Genomic DNA, 17537 nt, shown 5'->3' on the forward strand with positions numbered 1-17537 from the left:
AAAGGCGGCACCCATCGGTCAGCAACGCAACTTTCCATAGCCAATTTGCCCCCTTTGGGACAGTGAATGTATCGACGAACCACTGATCCGATAGCGTAAACAATAAAAAGGGCGCCCCTTTCGGAACGCCCTCGAATTGACTGCCGATTCTGTCAGCCCTAGCCCTTCTTTAGAACGCGATTCCCCAAAAGCTCAGCGATCTGCACTGCGTTCAAAGCCGCGCCCTTGCGCAGATTGTCACTGACGCACCAGAAGTTCAGCCCGTTGTCGATCGTGCTGTCCTGACGGATACGGCTGACGAACGTCGCAAACTCACCGACACATTCAATCGGTGTGACATAGCCACCGTCTTCGCGCTTATCGATAACCATGATACCCGGACTTTCGCGCAGGATATCCCGTGCCTCGTCCTCATCGAGAAACTCTTCGGTCTCGATATTAATCGATTCCGAATGACCGACAAACACCGGTACCCGTACGCAGGTCGCCGTGACCTTGATGGACTTGTCGATGATCTTCTTCGTCTCAGCGACCATCTTCCACTCTTCTTTGGTGGAACCATCATCCATGAAAACATCAATATGCGGGATCACGTTAAACGCGATCTGCTTAGTAAAGGTCTTTGGCGGCTTGTCGTCGGTCGGATTGTAGATGCTCTTGGTCTGATCCCAAAGCTCATCAGTCCCTCCTTTGCCGGCGCCGGACACAGATTGATATGTGCTGACAACGACCCGCTTGATCGTTGCGCGATCATGCAAAGGCTTCAGAGCGACAACCATCTGCGCGGTCGAGCAATTCGGATTGGCGATGATATTCTTCTTTGAATATCCCTCAATCGCGTCTGGGTTAACCTCGGGAACGATCAACGGAACAGCCGGATCATAGCGGTAGAGCGATGAGTTATCGATTACGACACAGCCCACTTTCGCAGCCTTCGGCGCATAAATCTTCGTCGCATCCGATCCGATGGCAAACAATGCCATGTCGAACCCGGTGAAATCGAACGTTTCAAGGTCTCTCGTTTTAAGCGTCTTGTCCCCATAGCTGACCTGAGTGCCAATCGATTTGCGGCTCGCAAGAGCCACAACTTCATCGGCAGGGAACTGGCGCTCGGCCAGGATATTCAGCATTTCGCGACCCACGTTGCCCGTGGCGCCGACAACGGCGACCCGATAACCCACAGTAACCTCCATCATGTCATTGAACGCGCGGGCTATAGACCCGTTGGGGGCCATGCGAAAGGGGCAAAGGGGTCACAGGGCCTTATTCGGCTATGAAACTTGCTGATATGCGCCATCAATCGCCCAAACCCGGCACCGCTATTGAATATCGCCCCTGTCTCTGAAAACTGTGGAGCCATGACAAAAGACCTCCCCTACCGCCCCTGCGCAGGCGTCGTCCTTGTGAACAAAGATGGCCTGATCTTCACCGGCGAACGCGTCGACACCCCTGGTGCCTGGCAAATGCCACAAGGCGGGATCGACGACGGTGAAAGCTTTGAAGACGCCGCCTTGCGCGAACTTCACGAAGAAACTGGCCTGCCCGCAAAGTGCGTAACAGTCGAAGCGATCATGCCGGACTGGGTGACTTATGATTTGCCCGAACACCTGCTCGGCAAGATGTGGAAAGGCCGCTACCGCGGGCAAAAGCAGAAATGGGCCCTGCTCAGGTTCCAAGGACACGACAGCGATATAGATCTCACAGCGCACGATGTTGAGTTCGCCCGGTGGCGCTGGTCCACAGTCGACGAGGTGCTGGCCGACATCGTCCCGTTCAAACGCGACGTTTACGCCAAGGTCATCGCCGCCTTCCGCGATCGATTGGAGCCCGTTGTATGAAAACCGTCATCCTCGCCCTTCTATCCCTTGCCATTGCAAGCCCCGCCCTCGCGCTGTCCTGTATGGCCCCCGACGCGGTTCGCCTTTACGAACAAGCCCGCGACAGCGAAGACACCTTTGTCGCCGTGCGTGGCCGCATCGATCTGAGCGAACCCGCCCGAGCCCCAGATCCGGACACGGAAACTCCCGCCACAACCCATGCCGTCATGAGTGGTTATGCCCTGACCAGCCATGGTTTCGGAGCAGTCTTCAATCGCCCGATACAAATCGAAGCCACGTGTTTTGGCCCTTGGTGCGGCAGTGCCGAAGGGTTCGAGGGCGAGCAACTTGCTATGCTGAAAGTGGGTGACGACACCGCCTACACACTCGCCGCAGACCCTTGCGGGGGCGCCGCGATGGCTTGGTCGAAAGACGGTGAACAACGTCTCCTTGCCTGCCACCGGACTGGTACCTGCCTGACCGCAGAGTAATCGACGTTGCGATCATTTTGGCGGGGAACGTGCCGACCCTGTATCTGATATGCAAATTGGGCAGAGCCGGCACAGAACTGTTTACTCGCAACACACTCAGGAAGACCTGTATCTGCCAAAACCATGCCAAAAGACGTCATTCCAATCAATGATCCTCCACCCGCCCTCCGTGGAAGTTGCCGAGGCCGCGTGAAATCCGGTCGGATCGCGTAGAATTCATGCGCTAAAGAATGCTGGCAATGAGAACAAAACGTGAATATCTTACACTATGATCTCGAGTCGTTGGTTACGCCCGCGCTTCGCGCCGGACGACCCACCGGGGGTGCCACCCTCGGACCCCCGAGGTATTTTTAAAAGGATAAAGCAGACCCGTGGCCTTCGCCGAGTTGAATATCACCTCGAATTTCACCTTCCTCACCGGCGCATCGCACCCGGAGGAATATGTCGACCGCGCCGCCCTTTTGGGCCTAAAGGCGCTCGCAATTGCCGATGAAAACTCGGTCGCGGGCATCGTGCGCGCCCACACCCGCGTGCGCGAAATCGCCCGGCAAGTGAAGGAACGTGAAAGCAGCGACTTGATCGGCCCGCCTGTACCAGTCGGGCTTTGGGCCAAGAAACCGCAGATCCTCGAAAGCTACCCCGGCGGATCGGAACGGCGCAAAAATGGCACCCTCGCGCCGGAAGAAATCGAGGACTTCCTCGATGGCCCCAAGGCCGCGTTCGAAACCCGCGTGCACCCATCGCTCCCATTAGATGCCTCCGCTGCGATCCTGAATGTGCCGCGCCTGATCCCGGCAGCACGCATCGTTCTCGACACCGGCTTCACTGTCACGACGATCCCCAAAGACCGGCAAGGCTGGGCAAACCTGTGCCGTCTGATCTCGCGCGGGCGCCTCCGGGCCGAAAAAGGCAGTTGTCACCTGCGCACCGACGATCTGGTCGAATTCGGCGCAAATCTTGCCCTTCTGATCCACCCACCAAACCCGCGCACGGCAAAGCGCGGCGCAAGCGGATGGCGACAAGAAGCGACACGCCTGACGCGCCACTTTGGCCCCGATTGCCACCTGCTTATCGCCCCTCGTTACGACGGTCAGGACCCCGAACGCTTCGACCGCCTGGCGTGCCTCGCCGACGACCTCAAACTGCCCACCGTCGCCAGCGCCTCCCCCCTCATGCACCACGGATCGCGCCGCAAGCTTGCCGACGTGCTGACGGCTGTGCGCACCAGCCGCAAAGTCGACGAACTTGGGCGCGCCGCGCTTGCAAACGCCGAACAGCGCCTGCGCTCTGAAACTGACCTTTGCCGCCTTCTCGGCCCCCACGCCGGGGCAGTTACCCGCGCCGCCAAGCTTGCCGGAAGTCTCGCCTTCTCGCTCGATGAACTCCGCTACGAATATCCCTCCGAGGTCACCAACGGTGAAACTGCCCCGCAACGCCTTTCACGCCTCGCCCACGAGGGCCTCAAATGGCGCTATCCCGCCGGCGCCTCCGACCACGTCAAAGCCCTCCTTGCCCATGAACTCACCCTGATCTCAAAACTTGAGTACGAGCCCTACTTCCTCACCGTGCGCGACATCGTCGCCTTTGCCCGCTCCCGCGGCATTCTTTGCCAGGGTCGGGGATCCGCCGCCAATTCCGTCGTCTGCTACTGCCTAGGCGTCACCTCGGTCTCGCCGGAAATCGGCACCATGGTCTTTGAACGCTTCGTCAGTGAGGCCCGCGACGAGCCCCCCGACATCGACGTCGACTTCGAACACGAACGCCGCGAAGAGGTTATACAACACATCTACGAACGCTACGGCCGCCACCGCGCCGGGCTTTGCGCCACCGTCGTCCATTACCGCGGCAAACGCGCGATCCGCGAAGTGGGTCGTGCGATGGGTCTGACCGAAGACACGATCTCCGCGATTTCCTCGCAACTTTGGGGCTTCTTCGATACCTCCGGCATGGCCGACCAGCAACTAAAGGAAATCGGCCTCGACCCCACCGACCGCCGCCTTGCACAGACGCTCGAGCTGATCTTCGAGATCCAAGGCTTCCCGCGCCACCTGTCCCAACACGTCGGCGGCTTCATCATCACCGAAGGCCGCCTCGACGAACTGGTGCCCGTTGAGAACGCTACGATGGAGGACCGCACCGTCATCTGTTGGGATAAGGACGACATCGACAGCTTGGGCATCCTCAAGGTCGACATCCTCGCCCTCGGCATGCTGTCGTGCATCCGCAAAGCCTTCGGCCTGATCACCCGACACCACCAAACCGATTACACGCTGGCGACCCTGCCGCCCGAAGACCCTGCCACCTACGACATGCTCTGCAAAGCCGATAGCCTTGGCGTCTTTCAGGTCGAAAGCCGCGCGCAGATGAACTTCCTGCCGCGCATGAAGCCGCGCACCTTCTATGACCTCGTGATTGAGACCGCGATCATCCGCCCGGGACCGATCCAGGGCGATATGGTCCACCCCTACCTTCGACGCCGCAACGGCGAAGAGGCAGTCGAATTCCCCTCAGATGAGCTTGGAAAAGTGCTTGGAAAGACACTCGGCGTACCGCTGTTTCAGGAACAGGCCATGCAGATCGCCATCGTCGGCGCAGGCTTCACCCCAGAGCAGGCCGACCGCCTCCGCCGCTCCCTCGCGACCTTCAAAAAACACGGCAACGTCAGCGAATTCCGCACCCTCTTCATGAAGGGTATGCACAAGAACGGCTATGACGAAGACTTCGCGGAGCGATGCTTTTCCCAGATCGAAGGCTTTGGCTCCTACGGCTTCCCCGAAAGCCACGCCGCCTCCTTTGCCCTTCTCGTCTACGCCTCCTCATGGCTGAAATGCCATCACCCCGGCATCTTCGCCTGTGCGCTTTTAAACTCCCAACCCATGGGCTTTTACGCACCTGCTCAGATCGTCCGAGACGCACATGAACACGGCGTCCAAATCCTCCCCGTCGATATCAACGCCTCGACCTGGGACAATATCATGGAAAATGACGGCACCGGAGGCCTCGCGCTCCGTCTGGGCTTCCGCCAGATCAAATCCATGCGCGAAGAAGAAGCCACATGGATCGCCGCCGCGCGCGGCAACGGCTACCTCTCGATCGAAGACGTCTGGCGCCGCGCAGGCATCCCACCCCGACAGCTTCGCGTCCTCGCTGAAGCGGACACGTTTGCCTCCCTCGACATCACGCGGCGCAAGGCGCTCTGGGCCGCCGCCGCCATCGCGTCGGAAAAACCTCTGCCGCTGTTCTCGGGGGACATGGACGGCGAAAGCATCCTTGAGCCGCTGGCAAACCTGCCCAAGATGTCGCTGGGAGAAGAAGTCGTCGAAGACTATGTCTCGATGCGCCTCACCTTGCGTGCGCACCCCATGGCCTTCCTGCGCCACAAACTCACGCCCGGATACAAGCCCCTCGAAACCGGCCCCGACAGCGCGTCACCCTTGCAAAAATACGTCGGGGAGTCGCCGGCACGAGCGGGGCAGAGCCCCAAAACACCCACCGCCTCACGCAGCTAAGCGCGCCGCAAAATCAAGACCGCGCCAAAGCCTTCTGAAACGCACGATAGGACCCCTTAGGCGTCCGGGCCTGGGTCTCATAATCCACATGAACAATCCCGAACCGCTTGTCATATCCAAACGCCCATTCGTAATTGTCCAAAAGCGACCAGGCAAAATACCCCTTCACCGGAGCGCCATCCGCAATCGCCCGGCGAACAGCCCCCACATGCGCATCAAAATACGCCACACGGGCCGGATCATCGACTGCGCCGCGGTCTCCGGGATCACCCCCCGCCATCCCGTTCTCGGTCACATAAATCGGCAAGTCCCCCGTGAAGTCCCGCTGCAAGCGCATCAAGACCCCATAAAGCCCCTCAGGATAAATCTCCCAATCCTGCGCCGTCTTCGGCAACTCGCCCGGCACCGCACGCTCAGACGGCCAAGCCATACCCGGGACATTCTGATGCAGAGACCGTGTGTAATAATTCACTCCAAGCCAATCAATCGGCCCCGAAATCGCGGCCATGTCGTCCTCGAAACCCTCAGGCATATGCGGGGTCAATGCGCTTAAGATATCCTCAGGATAAGCCCCATGCGCGAGCGCACCTGCGAACCAGCGATTGTAAATCCCATCATAAACCCGCGCCGCCACCGCATCCTCTGGCGCATCGCTTGCAGCTTGAGAATGCTCAAAGTTCAAGACTATGCCAAGATTCTTCTGTCCTGCCGCCCGCATCACTTCCATCGACCGCGCATGGGCCACCAGCACGTGGTGCATCGCCCGCGCAGCAGCTCGGACATCGCGCAATCCCGGCGCATGCCCGCCAAGAAAATGCGATAACCACGCAACGCACCAAGGCTCGTTAATCGTCGCGACCGCGTCCATCCGATCCCCGATGCGTCCGATCACCGCTTGGGTGTAGTCGGCAAACCACTTGCCCACATCCGAATTGGTCCAGCCCCCCTTATCCGCCAAAGCCGACGGCATATCCCAGTGGTACAGCGTCAGGCTGGGAGACAGCCCCCGCGCCACAATCCCGTCCGCCAGCCGGTCATAGAAATCCAACCCCTCCGCGCTCACGGTCCGCCCGTCCGGCATCACCCGCGGCCACATCGTCGAGAACCGGTACACATCGAAATTCCCGTCGCGAACAAGATCAAGATCCGCGCCCCAGCGATGATAGTGGTCGCAGGCCACCCGTCCGTCTTCTGCATTCACAACGTTGCCCGGAACCGCCGCAAAGGTATCCCAATGCGAAGATCCGACGCGGCCAAACGACGTGCCCTCAATCTGGTAGGCCGCAGTCGCCGCGCCAAACTGAAAATCCGACGGAAAATCCGCGCGTGTAAAATTAAAAGCCATCTCGAAATTCCTCGCCTTCAAGGTCGAAACCACGCCTAAGGGATGTACGCAAAACCAACAAGGTCAACGCGACTGGGCTTGATCTGGCGCAAGGCCGTTCCGCCTCAAAGGGCCTAGGCTTGCGCAAAAGGGGGGCACATTCATGCTCGATATCTCAACCGGAAAGATCGTTCGCGTCATCTTCCTCAGCCGCGAATATGGTCCCGAAAGCACGCAACTTGCCGACTATATTTCGGGAATGAACGTCGACGAACAAGTCAGCCTCGTCGCCTTGATGTGGGTCGGTCGCGAAACTTACAGCGCGGACGAGTTTGCCGAAGCCAAAGAGACTGCGCGTGTCGAAGCCACCGCCCCGACCGAACAGTATCTTTCCGGCATTCCTGGCCTCGCTGGATACCTCGAAGACGGGTTGGAAGCCCTCGGAATTGACGTCGCTGATGCAGAAGATCACATGTGACAATGTCCATTGGCGGTTAACGCACTGGCATCCTTGGTGAGTGAGCGCACCGAATTTCGTGGCCGCGCCACCATTGGCTACACCGTGAACCGACGTGATAGCGACGTCGCATTTCTGCGCGCGCCCCAGCAAAAGAAGCCATTTACGAATAGCGGCATTGCGCGCAACACCCAACGGGCGACCCTTGCTCCTTAAAAGAGCAAACTCTCCTGACACTCGGTGTCAGTTGCGCCGCGTGACCTCTCGCCCCGACCCCGCTATCGTCGCCCCATGGCAGAACCAATCGACGATAAACCCCGCTGTTTCGGCTCCCACACCGAACTTTACGCCGACTACCACGACACCGAGTGGGGCGTTCCCGTGCAGGATGACCAAATGCTTTTCGAGATGCTGATCCTCGAAGGGGCACATGCTGGACTCTCTTGGGAAACGATCCTCAAAAAGCGCGAGGGCTACCGGGACGTTTACCACAATTTCGACGTCAAACGCGTGGCCAACATGACCGATTTCGAGTTGCACAAGGCGCTCAGCAACCCCGGCATTGTCCGGCACCGCCAGAAGGTCCCGGCAGCCCGCAAGAATGCACGTATCTTCCTGGCAATGCAGAAGGAATTTGGCAGCTTTTCTGACTGGCTCTGGGCGCATGTGGACGGAGAGCCCCTTAAGGGAAATTGGCCAACCGCCGCTGATATTCCCGCAACGACGCCTTTGTCCGATGCAATCTCAAAAGACTTGAAAAAACGCGGTATGTCCTTCGTCGGACCCACGATTATCTATGCGTATTTACAAGCCGTCGGCATCGTAAACGACCATCACAAAGGCTGCTGGAGCTACCGCGCCTAACGCAACCGCCGCAGAATTTCATAGCTTGCATAGCCATCAGGGATCATCCCAACAGACGCCTGAAACCGGCGGATCGCGGCGATCGTATTCGGCCCGATAATCCCGTCGACACCTTGAGTGTTGAAGCCACGCCGCGTCAAAAGCTGCTGCATTTCCTGTTTCTCGCGGCTGGCAAGATTGCGATCCTCGCGCGGCCAACTAGCCCGAAGCGGTCCTCCACCGGCAATCCGTCCGCTCAAAAGCCCAACGCCAATCACATAGACATCCGCCGAATTGTACCTTTCGATCACGTGAAAGTTGTTAAAAATCATGAATGCCGCCCCCCGCGCCCCGGCAGGCAACAGGATCGAGGCTCGTCCAAAGTCAGCAACGCGCGCGCCCTTAACATCACGTACACCAAGTGCGGCCCATTCCGTCGGCGACTTCTTTATCCGCTCACCCGTCCAGCGAAAGTCAAATCCTTGCGGAAGGCGCACTTCGACACCCCAGGGCTGGCCCTTGGTCCAGCCAAACGCCTTCAAATATCCGGCAGTCGATGCCAATGCATCCGTCGGATCGTCCGACCAGATATCGCGCTTACCGTCCCCTCGAAAATCTTCGGCATAAGAAAGATACGATGTCGGGATAAACTGCGTATGGCCCATCGCCCCAGCCCAGGATCCCCGCATGTCGCGAGATCGTACATCGCCAGACTGAACAATCTTCAGCGCCGCAATCAGTTGCTGTTCAAAAAACCGTCCGCGTCGTCCGTCAAACGCCAAAGTTGCAAGCGCCTCGATAATCGGAATTTTTCCCCGGAAGGATCCGTAGGCACTTTCCAGCCCCCAGATCGCCGCGACAACTTCGGCCTCAACCCCGTAGCGCGCCTCTATTTCCCGCAGCACCCGGCCATTGTCACGAAGCGCTGCGCGCCCGTTTCGCACGCGCGCATCTGACACCGCACTATCCAGGTAGTCCCAGATCTGCTTGGTGAATTCCGACTGGTTTCGATCCTTCTGAACGACGCCGGTGTTGTAGCGAACGCCCTGAAACGACGTATTAAAAACACTGTCACGAATGCCCGCCGCACGCGCCCGAGCGCGGAATCCCTCGATCCAGCGTGAAAAAGCCGCGTTTGATGTCTCTACCTGGGCCAGCACCAGCGCTCCTGTGTCAGGTCTCGGCTTTGGATACACCGAATACTCCGGCGCAGGGCTTGCAACCACGCTCGACACAAAAAAAAGCATGGCAACTGCCGCCAAATATACACGCATGCGCCACCTGTTATTGCTATCTGCTCTTCGCAAGCCTACGCCTCGACCTTGGATCGCGAAAGATTAGATTTGAGCATTGGCAATGTGTCGCCGCTTGCGTCAGAAACGCTCGAGAAGCCGCTTGAGATATTCAAGTTCTTCAGTGGGTCTGTTCTGCTCGCCCGACCGTTTGCGAATTTCATCAAGCAATTCGCGGGCACGCCGGTAGACGTCTTCGCCCTGCAAAAGCTGCTCATCCGTGCCAATTCGACCGTTCTGGCCCACTTCGCGCCCAAGCGGGTCGCGGCTGCCGTTCGGATCGTTCTGCCCAAGTTGCTGACCCTGCTGGCCGCCTTGCTGTTGTTGCTGCTCTGCCATCTGCTCCGCCAGGTCTCGCATGCCTTCGCGCAAGGCTTCCATCGCCTGTGACTGGCTATCAAGTGCGCCTGCAAAATCTTCCTCACGAAGCGCATCCTCGGCGTTTTCCATCGCCTCGCCCGCACGGCCCAACGCATCGCGCGCCGAATCGCCCTCGGGCGTACCAGCCCCTGGCAGGCTTTGGCGCTGACGGTTCAACTCGTCGCGAAGCGCTTGTTGGCGGTCGGCCAGATTGCCGTCGCCACCGTCTTGCTGTTGGTCCTGACCGCCGGGTTCTCCACCGCGTCCCTGTTGGCCACCTTCGCCTTGGCTTTCCGGCTGATCATTCTGCGCGCCACGGCGCTCACCATCGCCGCCACGACCTTCGTTGTCGCGAGACTGGCCGGCCGGAGCGTTTGGATTGTACTGCTCCTGGAGGTCCCGGAATGCGTCATCCGAAAGGCCCTGCTGTTCGCGCAAAGTCTCCGCCAGGCCTTCCATAGCCTGCTCGCCGGCGCTTTGCTGACCACCCTGCTGACCTTCGGCAACCTGCATATTCTCCATCATCTGACGTAATTGATCGAGAAGTTGCTGTGCCTCGGCCATGCGGCCCTGCTCCATCAACTCCTGCAAGCGATCAAGCATGTCTTGAAGCTGCTCGCCGGTCATCTCCTGCATTTCTTGGTTCTCAGCCATCTCCGGCTGTTCACCCTCGCCTTGCTGCTGAGCAAGCTGGCTCATGTAGTCCTGCATCGCCTCGCGCAGTTCCTGCATCAACTCGGCAATTTCCGCATCCGTCGCGCCGTTCTCAATCGCCTCGCTTAAACGATCCTGTGCCCGCCGCAAACGCTCCAGAGCGTCACCAAGGTCGCCCTCTTCTATCTCCAATGCGAGGCCCCAAAGCGCCGCGGCCGTCTCGTCGATAACGTCGTCAGTCAAGCGCCCAAGCGACACGCGCGTCTCCAACCGGCGCACTGCAAACCGCAGCTTCAAATAGACCGTCTCGGATCTAAAAATGCTTTCGGGCTGAAACGAAACAGCCCGCAGAACCTGCGCAACCCGCGGTGCATTCGCCCGGTTCCAAAGCAGATCTCGGCGCTGTTCTACAATCGCTTTCGCCAAGGGATCAAAGAACCGACGACCTGGTAGATTGGCAAATTGAGGCGCTGAGAGCCCTTCGTGTTCTGCCGAATCCTGCGCACTAAGCGATGCTGAAACCGGCAAGTTTGCCCACGGATGCTTGCTGAAATCATCGATGACCACTTCCGAGAACTGCGTACGATCGCCGGAAATTGTAATCGGTATGTCCAACTCGATCGGGTCGCGCGGCTCAGGATCAATCGTCAATCCATAGCGACGCTCGACCTCGGCCAGATCAAGTGTGACCACCATCTGTCCCGAGGTAACTCCGTAGTCATCCGACGCCACAAACGGCGCCTCCAGGCGGCCGCCCTCACCTTGCGAAATCGGTCCGTCAAATTCGATTGATGGGTTCTCATCCTCGGTCACCGTAATGTCCCAGCTTTGACCACCGGGGCCGTCGATTCCGATCCCGCCGCTTTGCAGAACATCGAAAGCCTGAACCGGGTCCGTCGCGGGAGGTACATCTTCGGTGCGCATCGAAACCGTTTCGCTCAAAGAAAGCGCGCCAATCTCGCCGTAAAACCGGATGGTGACGCGACTGCCTTCCGGCACCTCGAAGTCATCGCGGGAAATGTCGTTCAGATAGAGACTTGGAAGACCGGTATACAGTGGCGGCTCTACCCATCCTTCCCAGGAAGGTCCCGAGGCAACCGCCTGATTGCCGGGGGTCATCTCTGCAACGGAGGCAACCCGCAGGACCGATCCAAACAGCACCGCCACAGTGAGCCCCAAAAGCGCTACATAGCGCAAAGCATACGGATCCCGCGCTGATAACTTCAGATCGGGCTTTGGCGCCTTTGCATCCCGCGCTTTTTCCGCCATCCGGGCGACATGCGCGGCCCAAACGGCCTCGGATGCGGGATCACCCGCACCAATTGCCTGAGAATCCGAAATAGCAGCAATCGGGCGACCCGGCAAAGTCCGATCAAGCCGGTCCAGTGCCTCGGCGCGATCAGGCAGGCGAAAGTGCTGAATGCCCCGCGCGGCTGCCCACAACGCACCCAGCACGGAAACCACTGCAATGCCCCAAACCGCCTCTAACGGCAGCAAATCCTGCACCCCAAGCATCAGGGCCGCCAGGACAGCAATAAGCACTGTCCAAAGTGGCCAGAACGCCCGCACCCCGCGCTCGGCGACAAGGCCGGCAAACGTCAGGCGCAGCGGCCATGCAAGCCGCTCCGCCGCCTGGGGAGGAAGATCAGTCGGTTCTGTCATTCGACCAACATACAGGGCCGGGTTCGGGTTATGCCGAGCCCTCAAGCCATTCAGGAATGGTATCTCGATTTATGATTTCGTCAAAGGTCGGACGTGCTCGAATGACGGCGAATTGATGCTCATGGACCAAAACCTCCGGAATCAGAGGCCGCGTATTGTATTCCGACGCCATAACGGCCCCGTAAGCGCCCGCGGAACGGAATGCGACAAGCTCACCGGCGCCGATGGGTGGCATTGGTCGATTCTTGGTGAAAGTGTCCCCCGACTCACATACTGGCCCGACGATATCGTAGGGCTGCTGTTCGGTTCCAGGGTCTGGCTCAACGACAGGCAGAATATCGTGATATGCCGAATACATCGCCGGTCGGATCAGGTCGTTCATTGCAGCGTCAAGGATCAGAAAATCGCGCCCCTCGCCGGATTTTACATAGATCACTTCACTGACCAAAATTCCGGCATTCCCGGCTATCAGCCGCCCCGGCTCAATTTCGATCTCGCAGCCGAGGTGCCCAAGCGTACGCTTAACCAACGCCCCGTATTCGGCCGGCAAAGGCGGCGCGGTGTTTGAACGCTCGTAGGGAATACCCAGCCCGCCCCCAAGATCAAGCCGGCGAATGGTGTGCCCATCCGCGCGCAGTATCTCGGTGAGCTCGGCCACCTTCAGATAAGCCTGCTCATACGGCTCAAGCGATGTCAGCTGGCTGCCGATATGCACATCGATCCCAATGACTTCGAGACCTGGCAGACTTGCCGCAAGCGCATAAACCTCACGCGAACGCGCAATCGGAATACCAAACTTGTTTTCTGATTTACCCGTCGCGATCTTTTCGTGGGTCTTCGCATCTACGTCCGGGTTCACCCGAACGGTGATCGGGGCGACAACGCCAAGCCTCACGGCCTCCTCAGACAGCACAACCATCTCTGGCTCGCTCTCGACGTTGAACTGCCGGATACTGCCCCCAAGCGCCAAACGCATCTCATCGCGCGTTTTGCCGACGCCGGAAAACACGATCTTGTCGCCTGCAAACCCTGCCGCCTTTGCACGAAGATATTCGCCGCCAGACACCACATCGACGCCCGCCCCAAGCGACGCCATCAGTTTCAAAACCGCCTGATTGGAGTTTGCCTTCATTGCGTAGCAAACCAGATGGTCCATCCCCTCAAGCGCGTCGTCAAACAGCCGGTAATGCCGCGTCAAAGTCGCAGACGAATACACGTAAAACGGCGTGCCAACAGCGTCAGCGATCTCCGGGATCGCCACGTCCTCGGCATGCAAAACGCCGTCTCTGTACAGAAAATGATCCATAAGCCGCGACATAGCAGAGTTGGACCCCCGTGCAAGGCTCTCAGATCAACAAGCCCGCCGCGCCCTCATGGCGCAAAAGCGCCACTTTGGTTTCAACGCCGCCTTTGGCAGAGAACCCGCCAAGGGTGCCGGTGCCTGTCACCCGATGACAGGGAATAATGATCGCAATTGGATTGGCGCCACAGGCCTGCCCGGCCCCTTGCGCTGACATGCCGGTTTCTAGGGCAATCTCGCCATAGGTCTTGGTGTCCCCGAACGGGATCGCGATCAGAGCATCTAAAAAAGCTCGCTGCCGCACGGATACCTTCGGCGCAAGCGGCAGATCAAATTCAGTTAGTTCACCTGCAAAATAAGCCGCCAACTGCCGATGCGCCTCGATCAGCACAGGCGTTTCATCCGCGCCAGATCCACCCCAATCTAACACCACAAGCGCACCGTCTTCCTCGACAAGCGTCACCGGCCCCAGCGGAGTTTCTCGCCTCAGAGAAGGCATGGGACACCTTCATCCAAGGGCCGCATCACAACGTGAACATGTCTTGGCATGACCATGAGACCCCACGTCCGGCAAAATCTTCCAGCACCGCTGACATTTCTCGCCGTCCGCCGTCTCAAACACCACGCCAATTCCCTCAGCCTCGGGCAAACGGAACGCCTCAGAAGGTACCGGATCTGCGGTCAGAGAAATCGCCGAGGTGATGCAGATATCATGAAACGTTACCGTCTTCAGCGCCGCCAAAACATCGGCGTCTTCGACATGAACGACCGGAGCCGCCTCAAGCGACGCCCCAATCACCTTGTCACGCCGCTGGACTTCCAGAGCTGCAGTCACAACGCGGCGCACGCGACGAATATTAGCCCACTTCGCAGCCAATCCTTCGTCCAGCCAGTCTTTCGGCGTCTCCGGGAAATCCTGCAAATGCACCGAACTATCGCCGCCCAACCGTTCCAACCAGACTTCTTCCATCGTGAATGTCAGCACCGGCGCCAGCCAAGTATTCAGTCGCGCCAGCACAAGCTCCAGAACAGCCAAAGCGGCCCGCCGCTCAATCGTGTCACCGTCACAATAGAGGACGTCCTTGCGGATATCGAAGTAGAACGCCGACAAATCCGTCGTCGCGAAATCAAACACCGCCCGGAACACGCCTTGGAAATCATAGGCCGCGTAGCCTGTGCGCACCTTGTGATCCAACTCCGCCAACCGGTGCAATACCAGGCGCTCCAATTCCGGCATATCCGCCGGGGCAACGTCAATCGGCGCATCGCCGAGATTGCCCAAAAGGAAGCGGAACGTGTTCCGCAGACGGCGATAACTGTCCGCAACACCTTTCAGGATCTCCGGCCCGATGCGCTGATCCGCCGTGTAGTCCGTCTGAGCCACCCAAAGCCGTAAGATGTCAGCGCCGTATTGCTTGACCACGGCATCCGGCACGATCGTGTTGCCCAGCGACTTGGACATCTTGATGCCCTTTGCATCCAGCGTGAACCCGTGGGTCAGCACACCGCGATAAGGCGCGCGCCCATTGGTTCCGCAAGACTGCAAAAGCGACGAATGGAACCATCCGCGATGCTGGTCGGTCCCCTCAAGATAAAGGTCCGCAATCCCGTCCTCCGACCCATCGGCGCGGTCTCGCAGAACAAACGCATGGGTCGATCCGGAATCGAACCAAACATCGAGAATATCGAAAACCTGTTCATAATCGTCCGCGGGCACGTCATTCCCAAGGAACCGCTCTTTCGCCCCCGGTTTGTACCATGCGTCCGCACCCTCAACCTCGAACGCCTCCAAAACCCGCGCGTTCACGGCTTCATTGCGCAACAAGAACCCCTCGTCCGTCGGCAAAGCACCCTTTTTCACGAAGCATGTCAAAGGCACGCCCCAGGCCCGCTGCCGCGACAGCACCCAGTCAGGCCGTGCTTCCATCATCGAATAAAGCCGGTTACGACCCGTTTTCGGTGTCCATTTCACATTGTCGATCTCGGTCAGAGCGCGCGCGCGGATCGTTTCGCCGAACTGGTCCCGGCCATCGCCAACGGGCTTATCAATCGCCGCAAACCATTGCGGCGTATTGCGATAGATCACCGGCGCCTTCGAGCGCCACGAATGGGGATAGCTATGCTTGATCTTCCCGCGCGTCAGCAATCCGCCAACCTCGGCCAGCTTGTCGATCACCGCCTTGTTGGCATCACCCTCACCGCCTTTGCGCGACAGGATAAACTTGCCGCCAAAAAACGGCAGATCGGCCCGGAACGACCCATCATCCAGCACGTTGTAGGTGATGACCTGAGCCAGCATCCCAAGATCGCGATAAAGCTCATATTCCTCCATGCCGTGGCTTGGCGCACAGTGGACAAAGCCCGTACCTTCCTCGTCGGTGACAAAGTCAGCCGCCCGGAAATCACGGATATCGTCCCACTCGCCGTTGCCGCCTTCAGCGCCATGGAGCGGATGCTTCAGGCCGCGGATGACAGACGGGTCCACGTCGCCCAACCGGCGATACATTGTCTCGTCCAGCCGCGCGCGTCCAAGCACATCCGCCGCCAGCTTGTCCGCAAGGATGTAGCGCTCCCCGATGCGCGCCCAGCACTCCTCGGGCCGCCCGGTGACCTCATAAAGCCCGTAAGAAAAGTCCGAGCCATAGACGACCGCCTTGTTTGACGGGATCGTCCAGGGCGTTGTCGTCCAGATGACCACAAACGCGTTCTGCAACCGGTCATCCGACGTTTCATTAACGCGGAACTTCACCCAAACCGTAAAGCTGTCCTTGTCGTGATACTCGACCTCGGCTTCGGCCAAAGCAGTTTGCTCAATCGGCGACCACATCACAGGTTTGGAGCCCTGATACAGCGTGCCGTTCATCAGAAACTTCTGGAATTCCTCGGCGATCACCCGCTCGGCGTGGAAGTCCATCGTCAGATACGGATCAGCCCAATTGCCGGTCACGCCCAGACGTTTGAATTCCTCGCGCTGAATATCAATCCAACCTTGCGCAAACTCGCGGCACTCCTGACGGAATTCGACGACATCAACGGCGTCCTTGTCTTTGCCCTTTTTGCGGTACTTTTCTTCGATCTTCCACTCAATCGGCAGACCGTGGCAATCCCATCCCGGGATATACCGCGCGTCACGGCCCATCATCTGCTGCGAGCGCACGACCATATCCTTCAGGATTTTGTTAAGCGCATGCCCGATATGAAGATGCCCGTTCGCATAAGGAGGCCCGTCGTGAAGCGTGAACGGCTCGCGGCCTTCTTTCTCGCGCAAACGATCATAAATCCCCATTTCAGCCCAGCGCTCCAGCCATGCAGGCTCGCGATTGGGCAGACCTGCGCGCATGGGAAAGTCGGTTTCTGGGAGGTTCAGTGTTTCTTTGTAGTCGGGCGTATCGGCACACATATTGCTTGTGTCCTTCAATAAGTCGTCATTATCAGGATGGGGCGGCGGAGAAACTCAACGCCTAAAACCCGGCGGCTCATTGTCAGAGCGCCGGGCCAGTAATTCGAATGATGATTGCGGTCTGCATAACCATAGCCAATTTCTATAGTGTCGCCTCTACGCGAGGTAAAGACGGGAACTCCATCCATGTCTCCGGCAAGAGATGTGCTGACAGGCGAAGAAGACTTCAAAAGCCTGCATCGCGCACCCCTATCCGGCACTGATCAGGAAAATTCTCGATCACATCCACGACAGCCGATCAGGGTCGATCAGGGTCGATCATGTCCCAAGGGTCTGATCCAAACTCTCCCAGACCCGGACCCTCAGTCGCTTTGCTGAGACTTTTCAAATAGTCCCGTCAAAGCCCGCTGCACCAGACGCGTTACGCG

The 17537-nt window shown here is 58.7% G+C and carries 12 protein-coding genes; 5 read left to right on the forward strand and 7 right to left on the reverse strand.

Translation table 11 applies throughout. The features are described 5' to 3' along the window. Positions 1-158: 158 nt before the first annotated feature. Positions 159-1181 carry an aspartate-semialdehyde dehydrogenase gene (locus Q1B15_RS01855; RefSeq protein ID WP_299749309.1) on the reverse strand — a complete coding sequence of 341 codons (1023 nt, stop codon included), beginning with the start codon at positions 1179-1181 and terminating at the stop codon, positions 159-161. 177 nt (positions 1182-1358) lie between these two features. Here Q1B15_RS01855 and Q1B15_RS01860 point away from each other — a divergent pair, with 177 nt between their 5' ends. From Q1B15_RS01860 to Q1B15_RS01870, 3 genes are all read left to right on the forward strand, one after another. Then, positions 1359-1838, forward strand: coding sequence for an RNA pyrophosphohydrolase (locus Q1B15_RS01860; protein WP_299749276.1), 480 nt, complete (start codon positions 1359-1361; stop codon positions 1836-1838). Then, positions 1835-2308: a hypothetical protein gene (locus Q1B15_RS01865; RefSeq protein ID WP_299749279.1), complete on the forward strand. Its 474-nt coding sequence runs from the start codon at positions 1835-1837 to the stop codon at positions 2306-2308. The genes Q1B15_RS01860 and Q1B15_RS01865 overlap by 4 nt, the downstream gene beginning before the upstream one ends. A gap of 371 nt (positions 2309-2679) precedes the next feature. Next, entirely contained in the window at positions 2680-5817 is a 3138-nt protein-coding gene (locus tag Q1B15_RS01870; protein WP_299749282.1) for an error-prone DNA polymerase, read from the forward strand. Positions 5818-5830: 13 nt separating this feature from the next. On the opposite strand, the gene Q1B15_RS01875 is transcribed toward Q1B15_RS01870, so the two are convergent. Then, positions 5831-7162, reverse strand: a complete 1332-nt coding sequence (locus Q1B15_RS01875) for a GH1 family beta-glucosidase (RefSeq protein ID WP_299749285.1) — start codon at positions 7160-7162, stop codon at positions 5831-5833. A 142-nt stretch (positions 7163-7304) separates the two neighbouring features. Here Q1B15_RS01875 and Q1B15_RS01880 point away from each other — a divergent pair, with 142 nt between their 5' ends. Together Q1B15_RS01880 and Q1B15_RS01885 are read left to right on the forward strand one after the other, a co-directional pair. Beyond that, entirely contained in the window at positions 7305-7619 is a 315-nt protein-coding gene (locus Q1B15_RS01880; protein WP_299749288.1) for a DUF3775 domain-containing protein, read from the forward strand. 270 nt (positions 7620-7889) lie between these two features. Then, complete coding sequence (locus tag Q1B15_RS01885) at positions 7890-8462, forward strand: DNA-3-methyladenine glycosylase I (protein ID WP_299749291.1); 573 nt, start codon at positions 7890-7892, stop codon at positions 8460-8462. Here Q1B15_RS01885 and Q1B15_RS01890 read toward each other — a convergent pair. From Q1B15_RS01890 to ileS, 5 genes are all read right to left on the reverse strand, one after another. Further along, the gene (locus Q1B15_RS01890; protein WP_299749294.1) at positions 8459-9715 is read right to left on the reverse strand and encodes a lytic murein transglycosylase; all 1257 of its coding nucleotides are present in this window, start codon (positions 9713-9715) and stop codon (positions 8459-8461) included. The two genes, Q1B15_RS01885 and Q1B15_RS01890, sit on opposite strands and share 4 nt — an antisense overlap. A 99-nt stretch (positions 9716-9814) precedes the next feature. Then, on the reverse strand, positions 9815-12409 hold the full coding sequence (locus tag Q1B15_RS01895; RefSeq protein WP_299749297.1) for a TIGR02302 family protein: 2595 nt from the start codon (positions 12407-12409) through the stop codon (positions 9815-9817). A 28-nt stretch (positions 12410-12437) separates the two neighbouring features. After that, the gene (gene lysA, locus Q1B15_RS01900; RefSeq protein ID WP_299749300.1) at positions 12438-13715 is read right to left on the reverse strand and encodes a diaminopimelate decarboxylase; all 1278 of its coding nucleotides are present in this window, start codon (positions 13713-13715) and stop codon (positions 12438-12440) included. 40 nt (positions 13716-13755) lie between these two features. After that, positions 13756-14208 (reverse strand): methylated-DNA--[protein]-cysteine S-methyltransferase, encoded by a 453-nt coding sequence (locus tag Q1B15_RS01905; RefSeq protein WP_299749303.1) that lies wholly within the window; start codon positions 14206-14208, stop codon positions 13756-13758. Positions 14209-14217: 9 nt separating this feature from the next. Beyond that, positions 14218-17109: an isoleucine--tRNA ligase gene (gene ileS, locus Q1B15_RS01910; protein WP_299749306.1), complete on the reverse strand. Its 2892-nt coding sequence runs from the start codon at positions 17107-17109 to the stop codon at positions 14218-14220. Positions 17110-17537: the final 428 nt, after the last annotated feature.

The sequence above is a fragment of the uncultured Boseongicola sp. genome, from assembly GCF_937988555.1.
Lineage (GTDB): Bacteria > Pseudomonadota > Alphaproteobacteria > Rhodobacterales > Rhodobacteraceae > Boseongicola.

What these genes read in the sequence shown, in the direction of transcription:
- Q1B15_RS01865 (WP_299749279.1), top strand. Translation starts at nt 1,835, where the DNA reads ATGAAAACCGTCATCCTCGCCCTTCTATCCCTTGCCATTGCAAGCCCC.
- Q1B15_RS01905 (WP_299749303.1), bottom strand. Translation starts at nt 14,208, where the DNA reads ATGCCTTCTCTGAGGCGAGAAACTCCGCTGGGGCCGGTGACGCTTGTC.
- Q1B15_RS01875 (WP_299749285.1), bottom strand. Translation starts at nt 7,162, where the DNA reads ATGGCTTTTAATTTTACACGCGCGGATTTTCCGTCGGATTTTCAGTTT.
- Q1B15_RS01885 (WP_299749291.1), top strand. Translation starts at nt 7,890, where the DNA reads ATGGCAGAACCAATCGACGATAAACCCCGCTGTTTCGGCTCCCACACC.
- Q1B15_RS01880 (WP_299749288.1), top strand. Translation starts at nt 7,305, where the DNA reads ATGCTCGATATCTCAACCGGAAAGATCGTTCGCGTCATCTTCCTCAGC.
- lysA (WP_299749300.1), bottom strand. Translation starts at nt 13,715, where the DNA reads ATGGATCATTTTCTGTACAGAGACGGCGTTTTGCATGCCGAGGACGTG.
- Q1B15_RS01895 (WP_299749297.1), bottom strand. Translation starts at nt 12,409, where the DNA reads ATGACAGAACCGACTGATCTTCCTCCCCAGGCGGCGGAGCGGCTTGCA.
- ileS (WP_299749306.1), bottom strand. Translation starts at nt 17,109, where the DNA reads ATGTGTGCCGATACGCCCGACTACAAAGAAACACTGAACCTCCCAGAA.
- Q1B15_RS01890 (WP_299749294.1), bottom strand. Translation starts at nt 9,715, where the DNA reads ATGCGTGTATATTTGGCGGCAGTTGCCATGCTTTTTTTTGTGTCGAGC.
- Q1B15_RS01860 (WP_299749276.1), top strand. Translation starts at nt 1,359, where the DNA reads ATGACAAAAGACCTCCCCTACCGCCCCTGCGCAGGCGTCGTCCTTGTG.